Here is a 17,092-nt window from a genome sequence, read left to right on the forward strand (position 1 = left end):
GTCGAACCGACGGGGGCACAGGCGTTTCGGACTACGGCGCCGTTACTGCTGCGCCTTGCGACGGCGGGTCACCAGGACCGCGCCGGCGGCCGCGAGGGCCAGGGCAGCGGCGGCGATGATGCCGACCGGGGCGCTCGAACCGGTCTCGGCGAGGTTGCCCTCGTCCGAACCGCCCGCGGCGGAGCCGCCGGTGGTCTCACCGGTCGCCGCGCCACCCGTGGTGGTCGTGGAGCCGCCGGTGGCGGTCTCGCCCGTCGCGGAACCGCTGGTCGCGGTCGTCTCGCCCGTCGTGGTGGTCTCGCCGGTCGTGGTCCCACCCGTGGAGGTGGTCTCGCCGGTGGTCCCACCCGTGGTGGTCTCGCCCGTGGTGGTCCCACCGTTGGTGGTCTCGCCCGTGGTGGTCCCACCGGTCGTGGTCCCACCCGTGGTGGTCCCACCGTTGGTGGTCTCGCCCGTGGTGGTCCCACCCGTGGTGCTGCCGGTCGACGGGCAAGTGTGGGACAGCGGGAACTTGTTGCCCTTGCCCGGGAGCGGGCCACCCTTGATCGTCGCCTCGACCTCGGTCAGCTCGGCACCCGGCTGCGAAGCCACGTACGCGTGCTTGCCCACGGGGTTGCCGAACGCGCTGAAATCGGTGATGGTCTGCGTGCCGCCGGGCACGAAGGTCACCTTCAGCTCCACGAAGTCGGCCTCGTTGCCCGGGAGAACGAAGTGCCAGCCGTCCTGGGTCGACGGGACACCGGTGCACTCGGCCTCGGTCTTCTCGAAGTCCGCGGCCTTCAGGGGCAGCTCCTGGCGCAGAGTGGGGTGGTTGGCGCCGTCGGAGGCGAGGGCCGCGGGGGCGAGGACCAGGGACCCCGCTACGGCCGCGACGAGCGCGCCAGAGGAAATGAGGGTACGTCGCATGTGCAGTCGTCCATCTGTGGGATGAGGATGCCGTGGGAGGTGGCTGAGGCAGCCTATCCATCGCTTTGAGCCGTGTTTAACCCAGAGGCGCGTAACAATTGGCCCCGGAATCGGGCCTCCCAGGTCAGAGGGCGAAGAACGCCGCGACCAACACCGCCCCGCCCGCCCCCGCCAGCGACCACGCCGTGCGCGGGAGGCGCAGGCCGCCGCCGATGAGGGGCGCGGCGAGGAGCAGCGCGCCGCCCAGCGGGAGCCAGGCGTGCAAACCGCCGCCCCAGCCCGTCCGTACGCCCTCGTCCGTGCCCGGCTTCACCACCACCGGGATCGTCTCGCCCTTCTCCGCCGCGACGGAGCGCGCGATCGTCAGCGTCCGCCGCGGCGACGACGGGTCCTCAGGGGCGTAGGCGCCGCTGCACGTGTCCTCCGTGCAGCCGGTCACCGTCAGCGTCCCGTGCTCGCGGCCCTTGCCGAGCAGGACGTGCTGGGCCGAGTTCCAGGAGGCCCACACGCCCGCGACGACGAGGAGGAGGGCGACGAGGGCCATGGCGGCGTTACGGACGTGCGTCATGACCCGCGATCGTACAGTCGTACGGCCCGACCGCCAGGGGACCGGGACCCGCCCGCCGGACCACCGGCCGGACAGGACCTGGGGCCTGTCCGGAAAGTCCCGCCCGGCTCTACGTGTTGTACGCGGACTGGGCCCGCTCCAGGCCCTCCGCGACCAGGCACTCCACCGAGTCCGCCGCCCGGTCCACGAACCAGTCGAGTTCCTTGCGCTCCGTCGAGGAGAAGTCCTTGAGGACGAAGTCGGCGACCTGCATGCGACCCGGCGGGCGCCCGATGCCGCACCGCACCCGGTGGTAGTCCGGTCCCATCGACTTCGTCATCGACTTCAGACCGTTGTGCCCGTTGTCGCCGCCGCCGAGCTTCAGCCGCAGCGTCGCGTAGTCGATGTCCAACTCGTCGTGGACCGCGACGACGCGGGCCGTCGGCACCTTGTAGAAGTCCCGCAGCGCCGTCACCGGGCCGCCGGACAGGTTCATGTACGACATCGGCTTCGCCAGGACCACCCGGCGGCTCGCGGGCCCCGGAGGCCCCATCCGGCCCTCGACGACCTGCGCCTGGGCCTTCTGCGCACGCTTGAACGAACCGCGCATCCGCTCGGCGAGCAGGTCCACGACCATGAAGCCGATGTTGTGGCGGTTGGCCGCGTACTCGGGCCCCGGGTTGCCGAGGCCGACGATCAGCCAGGGGGCGTTGGCGTCGTCCGTCATGTCCGTCGTGTCTCCTCGTGTCCGTCCACGCGCGTGCGTGCTTCCCCGTGCAAGAGAAACGGGGTGACGGGCCGCACGGCCCGTCACCCCGTCACGTCAGGCAGAGCCTACGGCTCAGGCCTCGGCGCCCTCGGTGGCCTCGGCGCCCTCGGCGGCCGGCTCCTCGGCCTGCGCGGCCAGGACCTGCAGGACGACGGCGTCGGCGTCGGTGGCCAGGGTCACGCCCTTCGGGAGGGTGATGTCCTTGGCGAGGACGGACGCGCCGGCCTCCAGGCCCTCGACGGAGACGGTGACGGCCTCGGGGAGGTGGGTGGCCTCGGCCTCGACGGACAGGGTGCCGAGCACGTGCTCCAGCAGGTTGCCACCGGCGGCCAGCTCGCCCTCGGCCTGGACCGGGACCTCGACGGTGACCGTCTCGCCGCGCTTGACCAGGAGCAGGTCGACGTGGATCAGGAAGCCCTTGATGGCGTCACGCTGGACGGCCTTCGGGATCGCCAGCTCGTTGGTGCCGTCGATGTCCAGGGAGAGCAGGACGTTCGGCGTGCGCAGCGCGAGACCGAGGTCGTGGGCCGGGAGGGTGACGTGGATCGGGTCCGAGCCGTGGCCGTAGACGACGGCGGGAACCTCGGCGTTGCGGCGGATGGAGCGGGCGGCGCCCTTGCCGAACTCGGTACGGACGGAAGCGGCGAGCTTGACCTCGGACATGGTGCACTCCTCGTAGAAGGTGACGAAAAAAAGACGGTCACCCGGCCACGACTGGCGATGGCCTGCTACGAAGAGCGCGTCGATAACGGACCGCCGTGACCCCATGGGGTACGGCCTCCCTCGCCGAGCAACTACGGCAGTCTACCGGCCCGCCGCCCCACCACCCAATCGATCAACCCGCACACGGCGGAGGGCCGCTCCCCCGGACGGGGAAGCGGCCCTCACGCGTCGGCTCCGGCCGTGGCTCAGTGCTCCTCGAAGAGGCTCGTCACCGAACCGTCCTCGAACACCTCGCGCACCGCGCGCGCGATCGTCGGGGCGATCGACAGCACCGTGATCTTGTCCAGCTCCAGGGCGCCCGGCACCGGCAGCGTGTCCGTGAACACGAACTCGCTGACCTTGGAGTTCTTCAGCCGGTCCGCGGCCGGGCCCGACAGGATGCCGTGCGTGGCCGTCACGATGACGTCCTCGGCACCGTGCGCGAACAGGGCGTCCGCGGCGGCGCAGATCGTGCCGCCGGTGTCGACCATGTCGTCCACCAGGACGCAGACGCGGCCCTTCACGTCACCGACGACCTCGTGCACGGTGACCTGGTTGGCGACGTCCTTGTCCCGGCGCTTGTGCACGATCGCCAGCGGGGCGTCCAGACGGTCGCACCAGCGGTCGGCGACCCGCACGCGGCCCGCGTCCGGGGAGACGATCGTCAGCTTGGAGCGGTCGACCTTGGCACCCACGTAGTCCGCGAGGACCGGCAGGGCGGACAGGTGGTCCACCGGGCCGTCGAAGAAGCCCTGGATCTGGTCGGTGTGCAGGTCGACCGTCAGGATGCGGTCGGCGCCCGACGTCTTCAGCAGGTCCGCCACCAGACGCGCCGAGATCGGCTCGCGGCCGCGGTGCTTCTTGTCCTGGCGGGCGTAGCCGTACGACGGGATGATCACGGTGATGCTCCGGGCCGAGGCCCGCTTGAGAGCATCGATCATGATCAGCTGCTCCATGATCCACTTGTTGATCGGAGCCGTGTGGCTCTGGATCAGGAAGCAGTCCGCGCCGCGGGCCGACTCCTGGAAGCGGACGTAGATCTCACCGTTGGCGAAGTCGAACGCCTTGGTGGGAACGAGACCGACGCCCAGCTGGTGCGCGACCTCCTCGGCCAGCTCGGGGTGGGCGCGGCCGGAGAAGAGCATCAGCTTCTTCTCGCCGGTCGTCTTGATCCCGGTCACAGCACTGTCTCCTCAGACGTGTTCTCTGGCCGCGATCCCGCGCCTGTCGAGCGCATGTGCGAACCAGCCGAATTTGTGTGCACGTATCACGGTACGCCGAGTTCGACGCACCCGTTTCCGGTCAGCTTTCGCCGGCGGATTCCTCCGAGGTGGCCTGAGCGGCCTGCGCGGCAGCGCTGCCGGGCCGCTTCCGGGCCACCCAACCCTCGATATTCCGCTGCTGGCCCCGGGCCACTGCCAGCGAACCCGCCGGCACGTCCTTCGTGATCACGGACCCGGCGGCGGTGTAGGCACCGTCCCCGATGGTGATGGGAGCCACAAACATGTTGTCCGAACCCGTACGGCAGTGAGAGCCGATCGTGGTGTGGTGCTTCGCCTCGCCGTCGTAGTTCACGAAGACGCTCGCCGCGCCGATGTTCGTGAACTCGCCGATCGTCGCGTCACCCACGTACGACAGGTGGGGGACCTTCGTGCCCTCGCCGATCGTCGCGTTCTTCATCTCGACGTACGTGCCGGCCTTGGACTTCTTGCCCAGGTTCGTCCCCGGACGCAGGTACGCGAACGGCCCCACGGACGCGCTCTCGCCGATCACGGCCGAATAGGCGACCGTGTTGTCCACCCGGGCGCCCCGGCCGACCGTGGTGTCCGTCAGGCGCGTGTTCGGGCCCACCTCGGCGTCCTCGCCGATGTGCGTCGCGCCGAGCAGCTGCGTACCCGGCAGGATCACCGCGTCCGCCTCGAACGTCACCGTGACGTCCACGAAGACCGACGCCGGGTCGACCACGGTCACGCCGGCGAGCATCGCCCGCTCGATCAGCCGCCCGTTCAACAGGGCACGCGCCTCGGCGAGCTGCACCCGGTTGTTGATCCCCAGGATCTCGCGGTGGTCACCGGCCACGGAGGCCCCCACCCGGTGCCCCGCCTCACGCAGGATCGACAGCACGTCGGTGAGGTACTCCTCGCCCTGGCTGTTGTCCGTCCGCACCTGGCCCAGCGCCTCGGCGAGCAGCCGGCCGTCGAACGCGAACACACCCGAGTTGATCTCCCGGATGGCGCGCTGCTTCTCCGACGCGTCCTTGTGCTCGACGATCTCGGTCACCGCGCCCGAGGCGTCACGGACGATGCGCCCGTAGCCCGTGGAGTCCGGCACCTCGGCGCTCAGCACCGTCACCGCGTTGCCGTCGGCGGCGTGCGTGCCGGCCAGCGCCTTCAGGGTCTCCCCGGACAGCAGCGGGGTGTCGCCGCACACGACCACCACGGTCCCGTCGGGCGTCTTGCCCAGCTCCTCCAGCGCCATCCGCACCGCGTGCCCGGTGCCGTTCTGCTCCTCCTGGACGGCGGTGCGGGTCCCCGCGTAGTGCTCCTCCAGGTGGCCCGTCACCTTCTCCCGGGCGTGCCCGACGACCACCACGAGGTGCTCGGGCTCCAGCTCCCGCGCGGCGGACACGACGTGCCCGACGAGCGACCTCCCCGCGATCTCGTGCAGGACCTTGGGAGTCTTCGACTTCATGCGGGTGCCCTCACCCGCTGCGAGGACGACGACGGCTGCCGGGCGATTGGCGCTCACGGGAATGCCCTTCGGCTTTGGGTGGTGGACCCACGCAGGATACCGGGGGGCAAGGCCACGGAAACGAGCGCGGGTCCTGACCGTGACGGTCAGGACCCGTATGTACTGTGCTCCCCTGCCAGGACTCGAACCCGGACATAGGACTCCAAAGGTCCCAGTGCTGCCGATTACACCACAGGGGATTGCATATAGGGCCAAAACGGACATCACGTCAGTCCCGTGCCCCGGCGGCCTCCACTATGCCGTACCAGGCGCCTTCCATGCGACGGTATAGCTCCGCGCTCCTCCTCACGTAGATCACGAGGCACCCCCGATACGCGTCGGAGACGTTCTTCCGGGTCGTCCTGGGGTTGTGGCGCTTGAGGGTCGCCCGCTGGAACACCGCCCGGTCCACCCCGGCCAGGTCCGCCCAGAACTCCTCGGCCTTCGCGACGTCGGCGCTCTCGTGAATGCTGACGCGGAAACGCAGCCGGTCCCGGGTGGCACCCAGGAGGTCCAGCCACCGGAGGTAGAGCGTGATGACGCCCGGGTCGCTGTTGATGAGCTGCAGGGACTCGCGGCGGCTGTACGCCTTGTCCTTGGTGCCCTCGGCCCAGTAGAGCGCGACTCCCGCGAGGAACAGCTCCCGGTCCGACAGTGCCCCGACGGCCCGCTTGGCCGCGCGCTTCGTCTCCTGCCGCTCCTCGTCCTGCGTCGCGCGAAGCCGGGCGAGGCCGGCGTTCATCAGGCCTCGGCGCTCCTCCTCGCTGTAACGGGGCGCCGGCTTCGGCAGGTTCCGGACCCAGCGGGAGACGGAGCTCTTCGAGCAGCCGAGCTCGACCTGGATCCGGTCGTAGGTCCAGCCCTCGAGGCGTAGCTCGCGGGCGCGGTCGCGAAGGTCGTTCTTCGTCATGCGAACACCATCGTCCGGAATGCGGACGTCCGGGTCGAAAACTCTGGCGATTCAACAGTTCGAGGGACTGGTGTGCGTGTGGTTGACGTCGGGCGCTTTCGGGAGGGGGGCGCCCGTAGGGTGGTGGGCATGACCACAACGGGGGCGGATCGGGGCGCTGGGGGCGCCGGGAGTTGGTGGTGGTGGGGGAGAGGGCGGAGTGCCGTCCTCGATGTGGGGCTGGCGGTGCTGTCGGCTCTGGAGTGCGGGATCGAGGGGCTGGGGTTCGCCGGGAAGGCGGGCCTGCCGGTGCCCGTGGGGGTGGTGTTCGGGCTGATGGTGGGGTCCGTGCTGCTCGTGCGGCGGCGGTGGCCCATCGCGGTCGTGCTCGTGTCGATCGCCGTGGCGCCCGCCGAGATGGGCTTCCTGATGGGGATCGTCGGGCTGTACTCGCTCGCCGCGTCCGAGGTGCCCCGCCGGATCACCGCCGTACTGGCCGGGATGTCGACGCTGGCCGTGTTCGTCGTGACCGTGGTGGGGCTGCGGCGGGACGTCGCCCAGGTCGACGACGGCCCGCAGGACTTCGACCCGAGCGGCTGGTACGTGCCGATCGTGTCGCTCTTCATGACGCTCGGCCTCAACGCTCCGCCCGTGCTCTTCGGCCTGTACATAGGGGCACGGCGCCGGCTCATGGAGAGCCTGCGGGAACGGGCGGACAGCCTGGAGCAGGAGCTGTCGCTGCTCGCGGACCGGGCGGAGCAGCGGGCGCAGTGGGCGCGGCAGGAGGAGCGGACCCGGATCGCGCGGGAGATGCACGACGTGGTGGCGCACCGGGTGTCGCTGATGGTGGTGCACGCGGCGGCGTTGCAGGCGGTGGCGCTGAAGGACCCGCAGAAGGCGGTGCGGAACGCGGCCCTGGTCGGTGACATGGGCCGCCAGGCCCTCACCGAGCTCCGCGAGATGCTGGGCGTCCTCCGCGAGGGGACCGCGCCGGCGGCTCCCGCCGCGGTGCCGCTCGCCGCGGTGGGCCGGGCCGCTGCCGCCGCCGCGGAGGCCGCGGCGGACGACGGGCCCTGCCTGGACGCCCTGGAGGCGCTGTGCGAGCAGTCCCGGCTCGCGGGGGCGGTCGTCGAGCTGCTGGTGGTCGGCGAGGCGCGTCCGTACGCCCCCGAGGTGGAGCGGACGGCGTACCGCGTGGTCCAGGAGGCGCTCACGAACGTCCACAAGCACGCGGTGGGTGCGGCGGTCGTGGTGCGGCTGGCGCACCGGGAGGCCGAGGTCGCGATGCAGGTGGAGAACGGTCCCTGCCCGTCCGACCCGGCCGCCGCCGACGTGCGCCTCCCGAGCGGGGGGAACGGTCTGGTCGGGATGCGGGAGCGGGTGCTGCGCCTCGGCGGGGTGTTCGTCTCGGGCCCCACGGACGCCGGCGGGTTCCGCGTGTCGGCGGTGCTGCCGGTGGCGGCCGGCGAGGAGTCGGCCGCGTAGGCGTCGCGTGCGGGCGCGTGCGGGGGCGTGCGCGTGGGCGGCCACGTCGCGGGCCCCGGTCGCCGGGCCGGTGCGGGCCGCCTCGGGTCGGTGTCCTACTGCGCCGTGAGGCGGGTGGGGTGGGCGCCGGTGATGAGGGTGGCGAGGGCGGCGTCGATGTCCTTGCCGAGGTACCAGTCGCCGGCGTGGTCGAGGCTGTAGACGCGGCCTTCGGCGTCCATGGCGAGGACGGCCTGGTGGTCGCCCTCCTCGCCGAGCGGGGCGAGCTCGGTGTCGAGGGCGCGGCCGAGGTCGGCGAGGGTGCGGGAGAGGTGGAGTCCGGCGAGCGGGTCGAAGCGGACCGTCGCGGGCGCTATCTGCCGGCCGTGGCCGGGCGCGGTGATCCGCAGGCCGCCGAACTCGGCCCAGGCCTCGACGGCGGCGGGGAAGACGCTGTGCCGGTGGCCCGCGGGGGAGACGTGGGCGCGCAGGGCGTCGGCCCATTCCTCGGCGAGCTTGATGTCCCAGCGGCCGGGCTGCCAGCCGGCCTCGCGGAGGGCGGCGTCGACGTTGACGGGGAAGCGGGTGGTGCTGAGGTGGTCGGGCATGGGGGCGGTCAGCCGTTCTCGACAGGCGTGGTGGGGTCGACGGCGCGGACGCCGAAGTGGGCGAGCATCGCCGTGCAGGAACGGCAGGGCGCGGCGTAGCTGCCGTGGAGCGGGTCGCCGTCCTCCCGGATGCGCCGGGCGGTGAGCTTGGCGTGCTTGAGCGAGCGGCGGGCCTCGCCGTGGGTGAGGGCCTTGCGCTGGGCGCGCTTGGAGCGGGCGTTCTCGGTGGCGGTGAGGTGCCGGGAGAGCAGGATCGCCTCCGGACATCGGCCGGTGAAGCGTTCCCGCTGGCTGCTGGTCAGGGTGTCCAGGAAGTCCTGGACGAGGGCGTGCAGGACGGGGGGCCGGTCGCCGCGGCCCGCGGTGCACGTGAGGGTCTCGCCGCGCACCGAGAGGGCGGCGCCGACGGTGGGGAGGATTCCGTCCCGGCGGTGACGCAGTAACGGTGCGCGAGTGGCCTCGGCGCTGCTGCTCCAGTTGAGGCGTGGGTCACCCTGTGTGGGCGTCGTCGTTGCGTGCATGGTGCTGGTCTTCCCCTCCTGCAATCCCCCGAGTTGCGTGGACAGCCTGCCAAATAGGGAGCCATATGGGGAAGCTGGGGCGCCGAAACGCCGCTTCGGTGTGTCGGAATCATGGTGTGACTGTCATGGCGTCGTGACACTTGGTCACCGTCGGGCGGGGGCCGTTCGGGCCCTTGTGGCAGCGCATAGGCTGTGCGGGATCAGTCGGTAGTAGCAGTCAGCGACGCCAGTGCAGGGGGCAACCGCCATGACGACAGGTCGGCTCGGGCACACCGCGCCACCGAACGCGGCCTACGCCGGGCAGGTCGTGCACTTCCCGGACCCGGTCCGCGCCTCCCGTCATCCCCGGGGGGTGCGGGTGGACGAGCACGGTCACCCGGACTTCTCGCCGTACGCGCGCGCGGCGGCGGAGATCGCCGACCCGCCGGAGGGGTTCGGCGTCGACGAGCTGCGGCTCACGGACTACGTGTCGGCGAACGCGGCGATGGCGGCGACCGGGCACGAGCTGTGGGACACGATCCCGTCGGTGGCGACGCCGCACGGCTGGACCTGGCACCACGTGGCGCGCAGTCGCCGCATGGAGCTGGTGCCGGTCGAGGTGAAGGCGCTGCTGCGCCATCACGGCGGGGTGGCGACGGCCGCCGTCGACCAGTCGAAGCGGGGCACGCGGCCGCTGCAGGAGACCCGGCCGGCGCACTTCGGGCTGCCCAAGGGTTCGGTGTCGGTGTCGGAGCAGCAGCTGCAGGGTGTCGAGGAGGACCTCGGTTACCGGCTGCCGGGCGCGTACCGCACCTTCCTGAAGGCGGCGGGTGGTTGTGCTCCGGTGGGTACGGCGCTCGACGCGGAGCTGGGGCTCCTGGTCGACCAGCCGTTCTTCACGGTGCGGGAGGAGGCCGGTCTCAACGACCTGGTCTACGTCAACAAGTGCCTGCGCGATCACCTGACCAAGGACTATCTGGGCGTGGCCTTCGTCCAGGGCGGTCTGATCGCGGTGAAGGTGCGCGGTCAGGCGGTGGGTTCGGTGTGGTTCTGCGCGTACGACGACGCGCGGGACTCCGGCGAGGTCGCGGCCGGCTGGTCGGTGGCCGAGCGCGCGGAGCGGCTGCTGCTGCCCTGCGGCGCGGACTTCGACGCGTTCCTCCAGCGGCTCGCGGGCAATCCCCCGGAGCTGGAGACGGTGGCGAACCTGATGGTGGACGGTGGCTTCGCGCGTGCCGTGCCCGTGGTCCCGGTAGGGGAGTGAGCTGGCTGTGGTGACGTTCGCGCAGGCGCAGGAGCGCGCCGAGGAGTGGATCAACGGCGAGCTGCCGTCGTACCAGCACCGTGAGGTGCGGGTGCGGGAGTTCGAGCTGGGGTTCGTGGTGTGGGCGGAGGACCGCGAGGGCGGTCCGACGTCGGACGGCGGCCGTCAGCGGCTGGTGATCGCCCGGGACAGCGGTGAGGCCACGTTGTGGCCCGGTCTGCCGGTGGGCGAGGTGATCCGCCGGTACGAGGAGGAGTACGGCTCCGCCGACGACGTCCCGGCCCAGGCGGCGGTGCCGGCGGCCCGTATCGATCTCAACCAGACGTCGTTCCTGCTGAGTCCGCCCGAGTGGCTGCAGGACGCGGCCGACAAGATCGGCATCCCGGCCGGTCCGAACGCCTCGCAGGAGTCCGGCGGTCCGTCGGTTCCGGTGGACGACGCCTCGGAGGCGGTGGGCGCGGGGGAGGTGGTGTCCTCGGCGTCGGTGGCGTCGTCGGGCGGGGACGGCAGTGAGGGCGTCGGTGTCGGGCTGGGCGCCGGGGACGCGGGCTCCGCGTACGAGCCCACGGCGATGGACGGGGTGCCGGCGGCCGTGCCTTCGGCCCCTCAGGCGGCCCCTCGGGCGGCCTCTCCGGCGGCCCCTCCGGCCCCCGCGCCTCAGGAGGCTCCGCCCGCTCCGGTTCCCGTCGCCCAGGAGGCCCCGGCTCCGCCGGCCGCCCCCGTCGCGCCTCCGGCTCCGCCTGCGCCCGCGCAGGCCGCTCCCCCCGCTTCCGTGCCCGCGCAGGCTCCCCCTGTTCCGGCCCCCACCGCCACTCCGACTCCGGCTCCCGCTTCCCCTCCGGCGGCCCCTCCGGCGGCCCCTCCGGCGGCCCCTCCGGCGGCCCCTCCGGGCCCCGCTCCCGCTCCGGTCCCGGCTTCGCCGTCCCTGAGCGGTCCGTGGGTGGACGCGAACGCGAGTTCCGGGGGTGCCGACGGGGCCGTGCCGTTGCCGGCGACCGTGTTCGCGCCGCCGTTGTCGGGGACGGACGACGAGGACACCCCGCCGCCGGTGGTGGGTGCCGACGCGCCGACCGCGCTGATGAAGGGCGGCAGTGCGCTGCCGCCGACCGCCGTGGCTCCCCGGCTCGACCCGTCCGCGCCGCGGCCGGGAGCGGCGGCTCCGGCGAACCCGCCGGTGCCGGGCGCTCCGGTGCCGCCGGTGCCTTCGCAGGCCGGGCCCGGTGTGCCGCCGCCTCCGCCCGCGCCTTCGGCGCCGGGTGCGGGGGACATCGCGGACGCGGCGACCAGCAAGGCGGCGGTGTCGCCGAAGGCCGGGGGGCGGGGTCCGACGCCGCCCCCGCCGCCGGGTGCGCCGGGTGTGCCGGGAGGTTCGTCGGGTGCGGGGGCGTACATCCCCACGCAGCTGGTCTCGCAGCTGGGCCCCGAGGGGCTTCGGCCGCCCGCGCAGCCGGGTCCGCCCGGTCCGCCGCCCGCTCCGGCGCCGCCCGGTCCGCCGACGCCGCCGCAGCCCGTGCACCACGCCGCGACGATGCTGGCGCATCCGAACCAGGGTGGTCCGGGCGCGCCTCCGCCGCCTCCGCCGCCGCCGGGTGTGCCGGGTACGCCTCCGGGCGGTATCGCGCATGCCGCGACGATGCTGGCGCACCCCGGCCCGGGTGGTCCGGGGGTGCCGCCGCCGCCCGCTCCTGCGCCGCCGGTGCACGGTGGGCACACGCCGCCGCCGGCGCCCGGTCCGGTGCCGGGAGCGCCCGCGGCCGGCGGGCCGGTGCCTCCGGCGTACGGCTATCCGCAGCCGGCGGGGCAGCCGACGGTGGGTCCGGGCTACCAGGCGGTGCTGCGGTACCGGGCGCCGGACGGTTCCGAGGCGCAGATCATCCGGCGTTCGGCGCCGGGTACGCCGCATCCGGAGTGGCAGATCCTGCACGAGCTGCGCGCGATGAACGTGCCGCCGCAGCAGGTGCTGGAGCTGCACACGGAGCTGGAGTCCTGTGAGCTGCCGGGTGGTTACTGCGCGCGGATGATCCGGGAGACGTGGCCGCAGGCGCGGATCACCAGCATCGCCCCGTACGGCCGTGATCACGCGGGCCGGCAGCAGGGCATGCGGCAACTGCTGACGCATCAGGGCGAGTTGCACCAGGTCGCGGACGGCCCGGCGCGGCCCGCGCCGGTGCGGGCGCCGCTGCCGCAGGTGCAGCCGGCGCCGCCGCTGCCGCCCGAGGGGGTCGCGCAGGAGCTGGCCGGGGCCTTCGGTCCGGGCATCCTCCGCTTCGACCAGCGTGCGGTGTCCCGTCAGGGCGTGCCGGAGCTGGTGGCGCAGACGCTGGTGTGGGCGGGTCTGCCGGCGGACTTCGGTCCGTTCTTCTGGGCGCAGCCGGCCGTGCCGGTGGTGCCGACGCTCGCGGAGCTGGCGGGGCAGCGGCAGGTCCAGTCGGCGGCGGACGCGAGTTCGTACCTGGTGCTGGGTTCGGACTTCGGGCGGGCGATCTGCGTCCAGTACGGGACCGCGCACATCGTGGCGGTTCCGGTGGAGGCGGGGCCGGGCGGGCAGCCGGTGCCGCCGCAGTTCGTGAACACCGGGCTGCCGGAGTTCACCCGCTCGCTGGCCCTGCTCGGCCGGATGTGGCGGCTGCGGTTCGGGCTCAACCCCGAGCAGGCGGGTCGCTGGACGGTGGACTTCCAGGCGCAGTTGGCGATGCTGGACCCGCAGGCGCTGGCGTCGCCGGAGAACTGGTGGTCGGTGCTCCTGGAGCAGATGTGGGACGGCCTCCTGTAGCCGGAGGCGGGCGGGATGTGACGAAGGGCGCTCGGCGTGCATGCACGTTGGGCGCCTTTTGTCCGTTCTGATGGCGCATCCTTGACGTTTGAGGCCATACGGGAAGGGGCGTCAGGGATGGGATTCGCTGTCGGACGGGGCCGGGGGTACCGCCCCGAGCAGGTCGACCGGTACGTCGCCGCCCTCTCCGGGGAACGCGACGGCGCCTGGGAGCGGGTGGCGCGGCTCACCGTGCTCGTGAAGGAGAGGGAGGCCGAGGCCGCCCGGCTGCGCGCCGCCGTCGAGGCCCTCGCCCCCCAGCGCTACGAGTCCCTCGGCGAGCGGGCCCGCACGATACTGGAGATGGCCGAGCAGGAGGAGGAGGCGCTCGTCCGCGGCGCCGAGGCCGACGCCCAGGCCCTCGCGGAGGCCGCCGAGGCGGCGGCCGCGGAGGCCACGGAGGCCGCCCGGGCGTACGCGGAGGGCGTCCGGTCCGCGGCCGAGGCCGCCGCGGGCGCCGCCCTGGAGGCCGCCCGGAAGCAGGCCGCCGAACTGGCCGCAGAGGCCCGCCGCGACGCCGACGAGCAGCTGACCGCGGCCCGCGAGGCCTTCGAGGAGACCGAGCGGCGGTCGGCCGACCTCCTCGCCGCCCAGCGCGCCGAACAGGCGGCGGTGCGCGACGAGGCCGACCGCGAGGCCGAGGCCCGCGCCGCCGACCTCGACGCCCGCCAAGGGGAGCTCGTCTCCCGCGCCGAGGCCCGCCTCGCGGAAGCCCGGCGCGCCCTCGCCGAGACCGAGGAGCAGGCCCGGCACGGGCAGGAGGACGCCGAGGCCCGCGCGGAGGAGCTCCTCGCCGAGGCCCGTGTGAAGTCCGAACGCGTCGAGCGCGAGACCGAGCGCGTCCTTCGCGAGCACGACGAGGCCCGTGACGAGATCCACGCCCACATGGAGCACATCCGCAACTCCCTCGCCGCCCTCACCGGCCGCCCCACCGCCCCCGGCGGGCCGCCCACGCCGGAACGGGCCGACGAGGACGAGGACTTGGCGTAAGGGACGGCCCCGACCGGGCACCCCTGGGGGCGTCTTGTCGGTCATGCCGGGCTCGCGGGGCCTGATCGACAAGACACTCCTAGGCTGACCGGCCATGCTCATGAAACTGACGGCGGTCACCCTCGACTGCGCCGACCCGATGGCCCTCGCCACCTTCTACCACCGCGCCACCGGCATCCCCCTCGCCGACCGCTCCGACGACGAGTTCGCCGGCCTCCGCGGCCCGGACGGCGGCCTCTTCCTCGGCTTCCAGCGCGTCGACGACTACCGCCCCCCGACCTGGCCCGCGCAGACCGTCCCCCAGCAACTCCACCTCGACTTCGACGTCGACGACCTCGACGCGGCCACGGTCCTCCTCATCCAGTGGGGCGCCACCCTCGCCCCCTCTCAGCCCCGCCCGGACCTGTGGCGGGTACTCCTTGACCCTGCGGGCCACCCCTTCTGCCTGACGGTTCCGCGCCCGCCCTCCTAGGGGGCGTCCTGCCGATCCTGCCGATCCTGCCGATCCTGCCGATCCCGCCGGTCATGCCGGGCTCGGGAGGGTGTCGCCGATCCTGGTGGTACCGGGGCGGCGGGGGGCGTGACCTGAGGGCCCGTTAACCTCCTGAGTCCAGGGGAGGGAACCCGTACATGCATCACGCACACACCCGCGGCCGCCGTCTCGCGGCCGCCGCCGTCACCATCGTCCTCGCCGCCACGGGCGGCACACTCACCGCGCTCCCGGCCGCCGCCGCCCCGGCTGCCGAACAGCAGGACCCGCAGCAGACCACGGCGGCGTTCCCGCTCGACGCGGACGTGGTCGGCGCGGGGCCCCAAGGCTTCCTGTCGAAGACGCGCGGCGGCACGCCCGAGTACCGCTGGACCCGCTACGCGGACGGCTCGTCGACGGTGCTGCCCGGGGCCGCCGCCGCCGGAGGCGGTTCGGACCTCGTCGTCACCGGCAACCGGGCCCTGCTGTCCGTCAGTTCGCTGATCCGGATCCACGACGTGTCGAAGCCCGCTGTGACGTCCGTGGAGATCGACCTCGACGCGCTCGGCGACTACTCGTACTCGGGCCTGGCCGGCGACACCCTGCTCCTCGGGAAGTACGAGGGCGGCTACCGGGTGCAGTACGCCGCCACGCTCGACGCCGCCGTGCTCGCCGGCGGCACGCCGAAGCTCCGCAAGCTGGTCGGAGGGGCCCTCGTCGACTGCGACGCCGCCGACGAGGCGTGGACGGACACCGCCTCCGCGCTCTACGACTGCCTGATCGGCGAGACGCGGATACCCGCCAAGATCCTCGTCGACCTCGCTTCGGGGGCGGATTCCTGGAACCTCCAGGCCGAGGACGAGTGGGCGTGGCACGGCACGGTGTCCGCCACGCACGTGGCCTGGCGTGAGGCCCGACCGGGGGGTGACGGGATCGTCGCCCTCAAGCGCGGCACCACCACGCCGCGGTGGATCCCGGACGCCGAAGCCGACGCCTCCGCCCCGCTCTACCTGGTCGGCAGCTGGCTCGCGACCGGCCAGAAGGCCCACATCAGCGCGTCCACCTTCCTCGACGGCGCGGCGAACCCGATGATGAGGCCCTTCACCGTCCAGTCGATCGAGACCGGCGAGAAGGAAGCCCTCCTCACCGCGTTCTCCTCCGCCGTCACCGGCCCCGACGGCACCCTCCTGGTGCGCGGTGGCACCCCCGAGCGGGGCGAGGGCCTCTACCGGATCTCGCCGCGCGACGACGGCGGACGGCCGGACGTCGAACTCGTCGCGTCCACCGGGCAGTCGACGGTCGTGACCCTCACCGGCTCCGACACCCCGAAGGCGCTCACCGGCGAACAGGTCGAGCGCGGCGTCGACTTCAGCTGGGACCTGTCGCGGGCGGACAGCCGGGTTTGGGTGACCCTGACCCACGTGCGCAGCCGCACGACGGTACGGGACGGGTGGTCCGTCCCGTACGGGGTCACCCCCGGGACGCCGCGCCGGATCACCTGGCATTGGGACGGAAAGAAGAGCCTGGAGGGCAGCCAGGACCTCGGGACCGCCCCCAACGGTGAGTACGAGTGGGTGCTCACCGCACGCCCGGACGAGGGCATCGGCCCCGAGCTCAGGGCGACCGGCCGTTTCACCGTGACGCGGCCCGTGGGTGCGCACGACTACAACGACGACGGCACCCCGGACCTGTTCGTCCGCTGGGGGGACGGCGAACTGCGGCGCGTCGGCACGACGCGGACGCCCGTCGGCGACAACGTGACCCCCACGGGAGGACTGCCGGTCGGGACCGGCTGGCAGGTCTACGACCGGATGGAGTCCGTCGGGAACGTCGCGGGCACGTCCGTGGCCGACACCGTCGCCCGTGACGGGAGCGGGGCGCTCTGGCTCTATCAGGGCACCGGCATCGGCGAGAAGCCGTTCTCGGGGCGTACGAGGATCGGCACCGGCTGGCAGGTCTACGACCAGGTCACCGGCGGCAGCGACCTGACCGGCGACGGGAGGTCCGACCTCCTGGCGACGGACAGGGCCGGCGGGCTGTGGCTCTACCCCGGCACCGGCAATGCCAACGCCCCGCTCTCCGCGCGGAAGAAGATCGGCACCGGGTGGGGGGTCTACAACCAGATCACCGCGACCGGCAACCTCGCCGGTGCACCCGCCGGCGACCTCGTCGCCCGTGACAGGGCCGGCGTCCTCTGGATGTACCTCGGCCTCGGCAACGGCACCTTCGCGCCGCGGGTCAGGCTGGGCGGCGGCTGGAACGCGTACCGGGACGTCGTCGGCATCGGTGACGCCGACGGAGACGGGCGTGCGGACCTGCTCGGGGTGAACGAAAGCTCGTACCTCTACGAGGGCACGGGGGACTGGCGGGCGCCCTTCAAGGGCGCGGTGCGCAACGGTCTGGTCGAGCCGGGCAACTGGATCGACGCGGCGTTCTGACGGG

At 73.1% G+C, this 17,092-nt stretch carries 15 protein-coding genes and 1 tRNA gene; 6 read left to right on the forward strand and 10 right to left on the reverse strand.

What is annotated here, in order from left to right:
- Window positions 1-42 precede the first annotated feature (42 nt).
- The 8 genes from AC067A_RS20065 to AC067A_RS20100 all read right to left on the reverse strand — a co-directional run bounded on the left by AC067A_RS20065 (window position 43) and on the right by AC067A_RS20100 (window position 6,564).
- Complete coding sequence (locus tag AC067A_RS20065) at window positions 43-906, reverse strand: LPXTG cell wall anchor domain-containing protein (protein ID WP_479243819.1); 864 nt, start codon at window positions 904-906, stop codon at window positions 43-45.
- A 124-nt stretch (window positions 907-1,030) separates the two neighbouring features.
- On the reverse strand, window positions 1,031-1,474 hold the full coding sequence (locus AC067A_RS20070; RefSeq protein ID WP_479243820.1) for a hypothetical protein: 444 nt from the start codon (window positions 1,472-1,474) through the stop codon (window positions 1,031-1,033).
- Between the two features lie 109 nt (window positions 1,475-1,583).
- Complete coding sequence (pth, locus tag AC067A_RS20075; RefSeq protein ID WP_479243821.1) at window positions 1,584-2,180, reverse strand: aminoacyl-tRNA hydrolase; 597 nt, start codon at window positions 2,178-2,180, stop codon at window positions 1,584-1,586.
- 114 nt (window positions 2,181-2,294) lie between these two features.
- Entirely contained in the window at window positions 2,295-2,885 is a 591-nt protein-coding gene (locus AC067A_RS20080; RefSeq protein ID WP_479243822.1) for a 50S ribosomal protein L25/general stress protein Ctc, read from the reverse strand.
- Window positions 2,886-3,130: 245 nt separating this feature from the next.
- Window positions 3,131-4,105, reverse strand: a complete 975-nt coding sequence (locus AC067A_RS20085; protein WP_017241154.1) for a ribose-phosphate diphosphokinase — start codon at window positions 4,103-4,105, stop codon at window positions 3,131-3,133.
- Window positions 4,106-4,226: 121 nt separating this feature from the next.
- Window positions 4,227-5,672: a bifunctional UDP-N-acetylglucosamine diphosphorylase/glucosamine-1-phosphate N-acetyltransferase GlmU gene (gene glmU, locus AC067A_RS20090; protein ID WP_479243823.1), complete on the reverse strand. Its 1,446-nt coding sequence runs from the start codon at window positions 5,670-5,672 to the stop codon at window positions 4,227-4,229.
- Between the two features lie 110 nt (window positions 5,673-5,782).
- Window positions 5,783-5,854, reverse strand: a tRNA-Gln gene (locus AC067A_RS20095).
- Between the two features lie 29 nt (window positions 5,855-5,883).
- The gene (locus AC067A_RS20100) at window positions 5,884-6,564 is read right to left on the reverse strand and encodes a hypothetical protein (protein WP_479243824.1); all 681 of its coding nucleotides are present in this window, start codon (window positions 6,562-6,564) and stop codon (window positions 5,884-5,886) included.
- Window positions 6,565-6,693: 129 nt separating this feature from the next.
- Here AC067A_RS20100 and AC067A_RS20105 point away from each other — a divergent pair, with 129 nt between their 5' ends.
- Window positions 6,694-8,028 carry a sensor histidine kinase gene (locus tag AC067A_RS20105; protein ID WP_479243825.1) on the forward strand — a complete coding sequence of 445 codons (1,335 nt, stop codon included), beginning with the start codon at window positions 6,694-6,696 and terminating at the stop codon, window positions 8,026-8,028.
- Window positions 8,029-8,123: 95 nt separating this feature from the next.
- Here the strand turns inward: AC067A_RS20105 and AC067A_RS20110 are convergent, their stop codons facing one another.
- Both AC067A_RS20110 and AC067A_RS20115 read right to left on the reverse strand, forming a co-directional pair.
- Entirely contained in the window at window positions 8,124-8,615 is a 492-nt protein-coding gene (locus tag AC067A_RS20110) for an SUKH-3 domain-containing protein (RefSeq protein WP_479243826.1), read from the reverse strand.
- Window positions 8,616-8,623: 8 nt separating this feature from the next.
- On the reverse strand, window positions 8,624-9,136 hold the full coding sequence (locus tag AC067A_RS20115; protein ID WP_479243827.1) for a YwqJ-related putative deaminase: 513 nt from the start codon (window positions 9,134-9,136) through the stop codon (window positions 8,624-8,626).
- A gap of 247 nt (window positions 9,137-9,383) precedes the next feature.
- Here AC067A_RS20115 and AC067A_RS20120 point away from each other — a divergent pair, with 247 nt between their 5' ends.
- From AC067A_RS20120 to AC067A_RS20140, 5 genes are all read left to right on the forward strand, one after another.
- Window positions 9,384-10,379: an SMI1/KNR4 family protein gene (locus tag AC067A_RS20120; RefSeq protein WP_479243828.1), complete on the forward strand. Its 996-nt coding sequence runs from the start codon at window positions 9,384-9,386 to the stop codon at window positions 10,377-10,379.
- Window positions 10,380-10,386: 7 nt separating this feature from the next.
- Window positions 10,387-13,152, forward strand: a complete 2,766-nt coding sequence (locus tag AC067A_RS20125) for an SUKH-4 family immunity protein (protein ID WP_479243829.1) — start codon at window positions 10,387-10,389, stop codon at window positions 13,150-13,152.
- Window positions 13,153-13,269: 117 nt separating this feature from the next.
- On the forward strand, window positions 13,270-14,181 hold the full coding sequence (locus AC067A_RS20130; protein ID WP_479243830.1) for a cellulose-binding protein: 912 nt from the start codon (window positions 13,270-13,272) through the stop codon (window positions 14,179-14,181).
- A gap of 94 nt (window positions 14,182-14,275) precedes the next feature.
- Complete coding sequence (locus AC067A_RS20135) at window positions 14,276-14,653, forward strand: VOC family protein (protein WP_479243831.1); 378 nt, start codon at window positions 14,276-14,278, stop codon at window positions 14,651-14,653.
- A 158-nt stretch (window positions 14,654-14,811) separates the two neighbouring features.
- Window positions 14,812-17,088: an FG-GAP repeat domain-containing protein gene (locus tag AC067A_RS20140; protein ID WP_479243832.1), complete on the forward strand. Its 2,277-nt coding sequence runs from the start codon at window positions 14,812-14,814 to the stop codon at window positions 17,086-17,088.
- Window positions 17,089-17,092 lie beyond the last annotated feature (4 nt).

It is taken from the genome of Streptomyces sp. NPDC043176, from assembly GCF_056436715.1.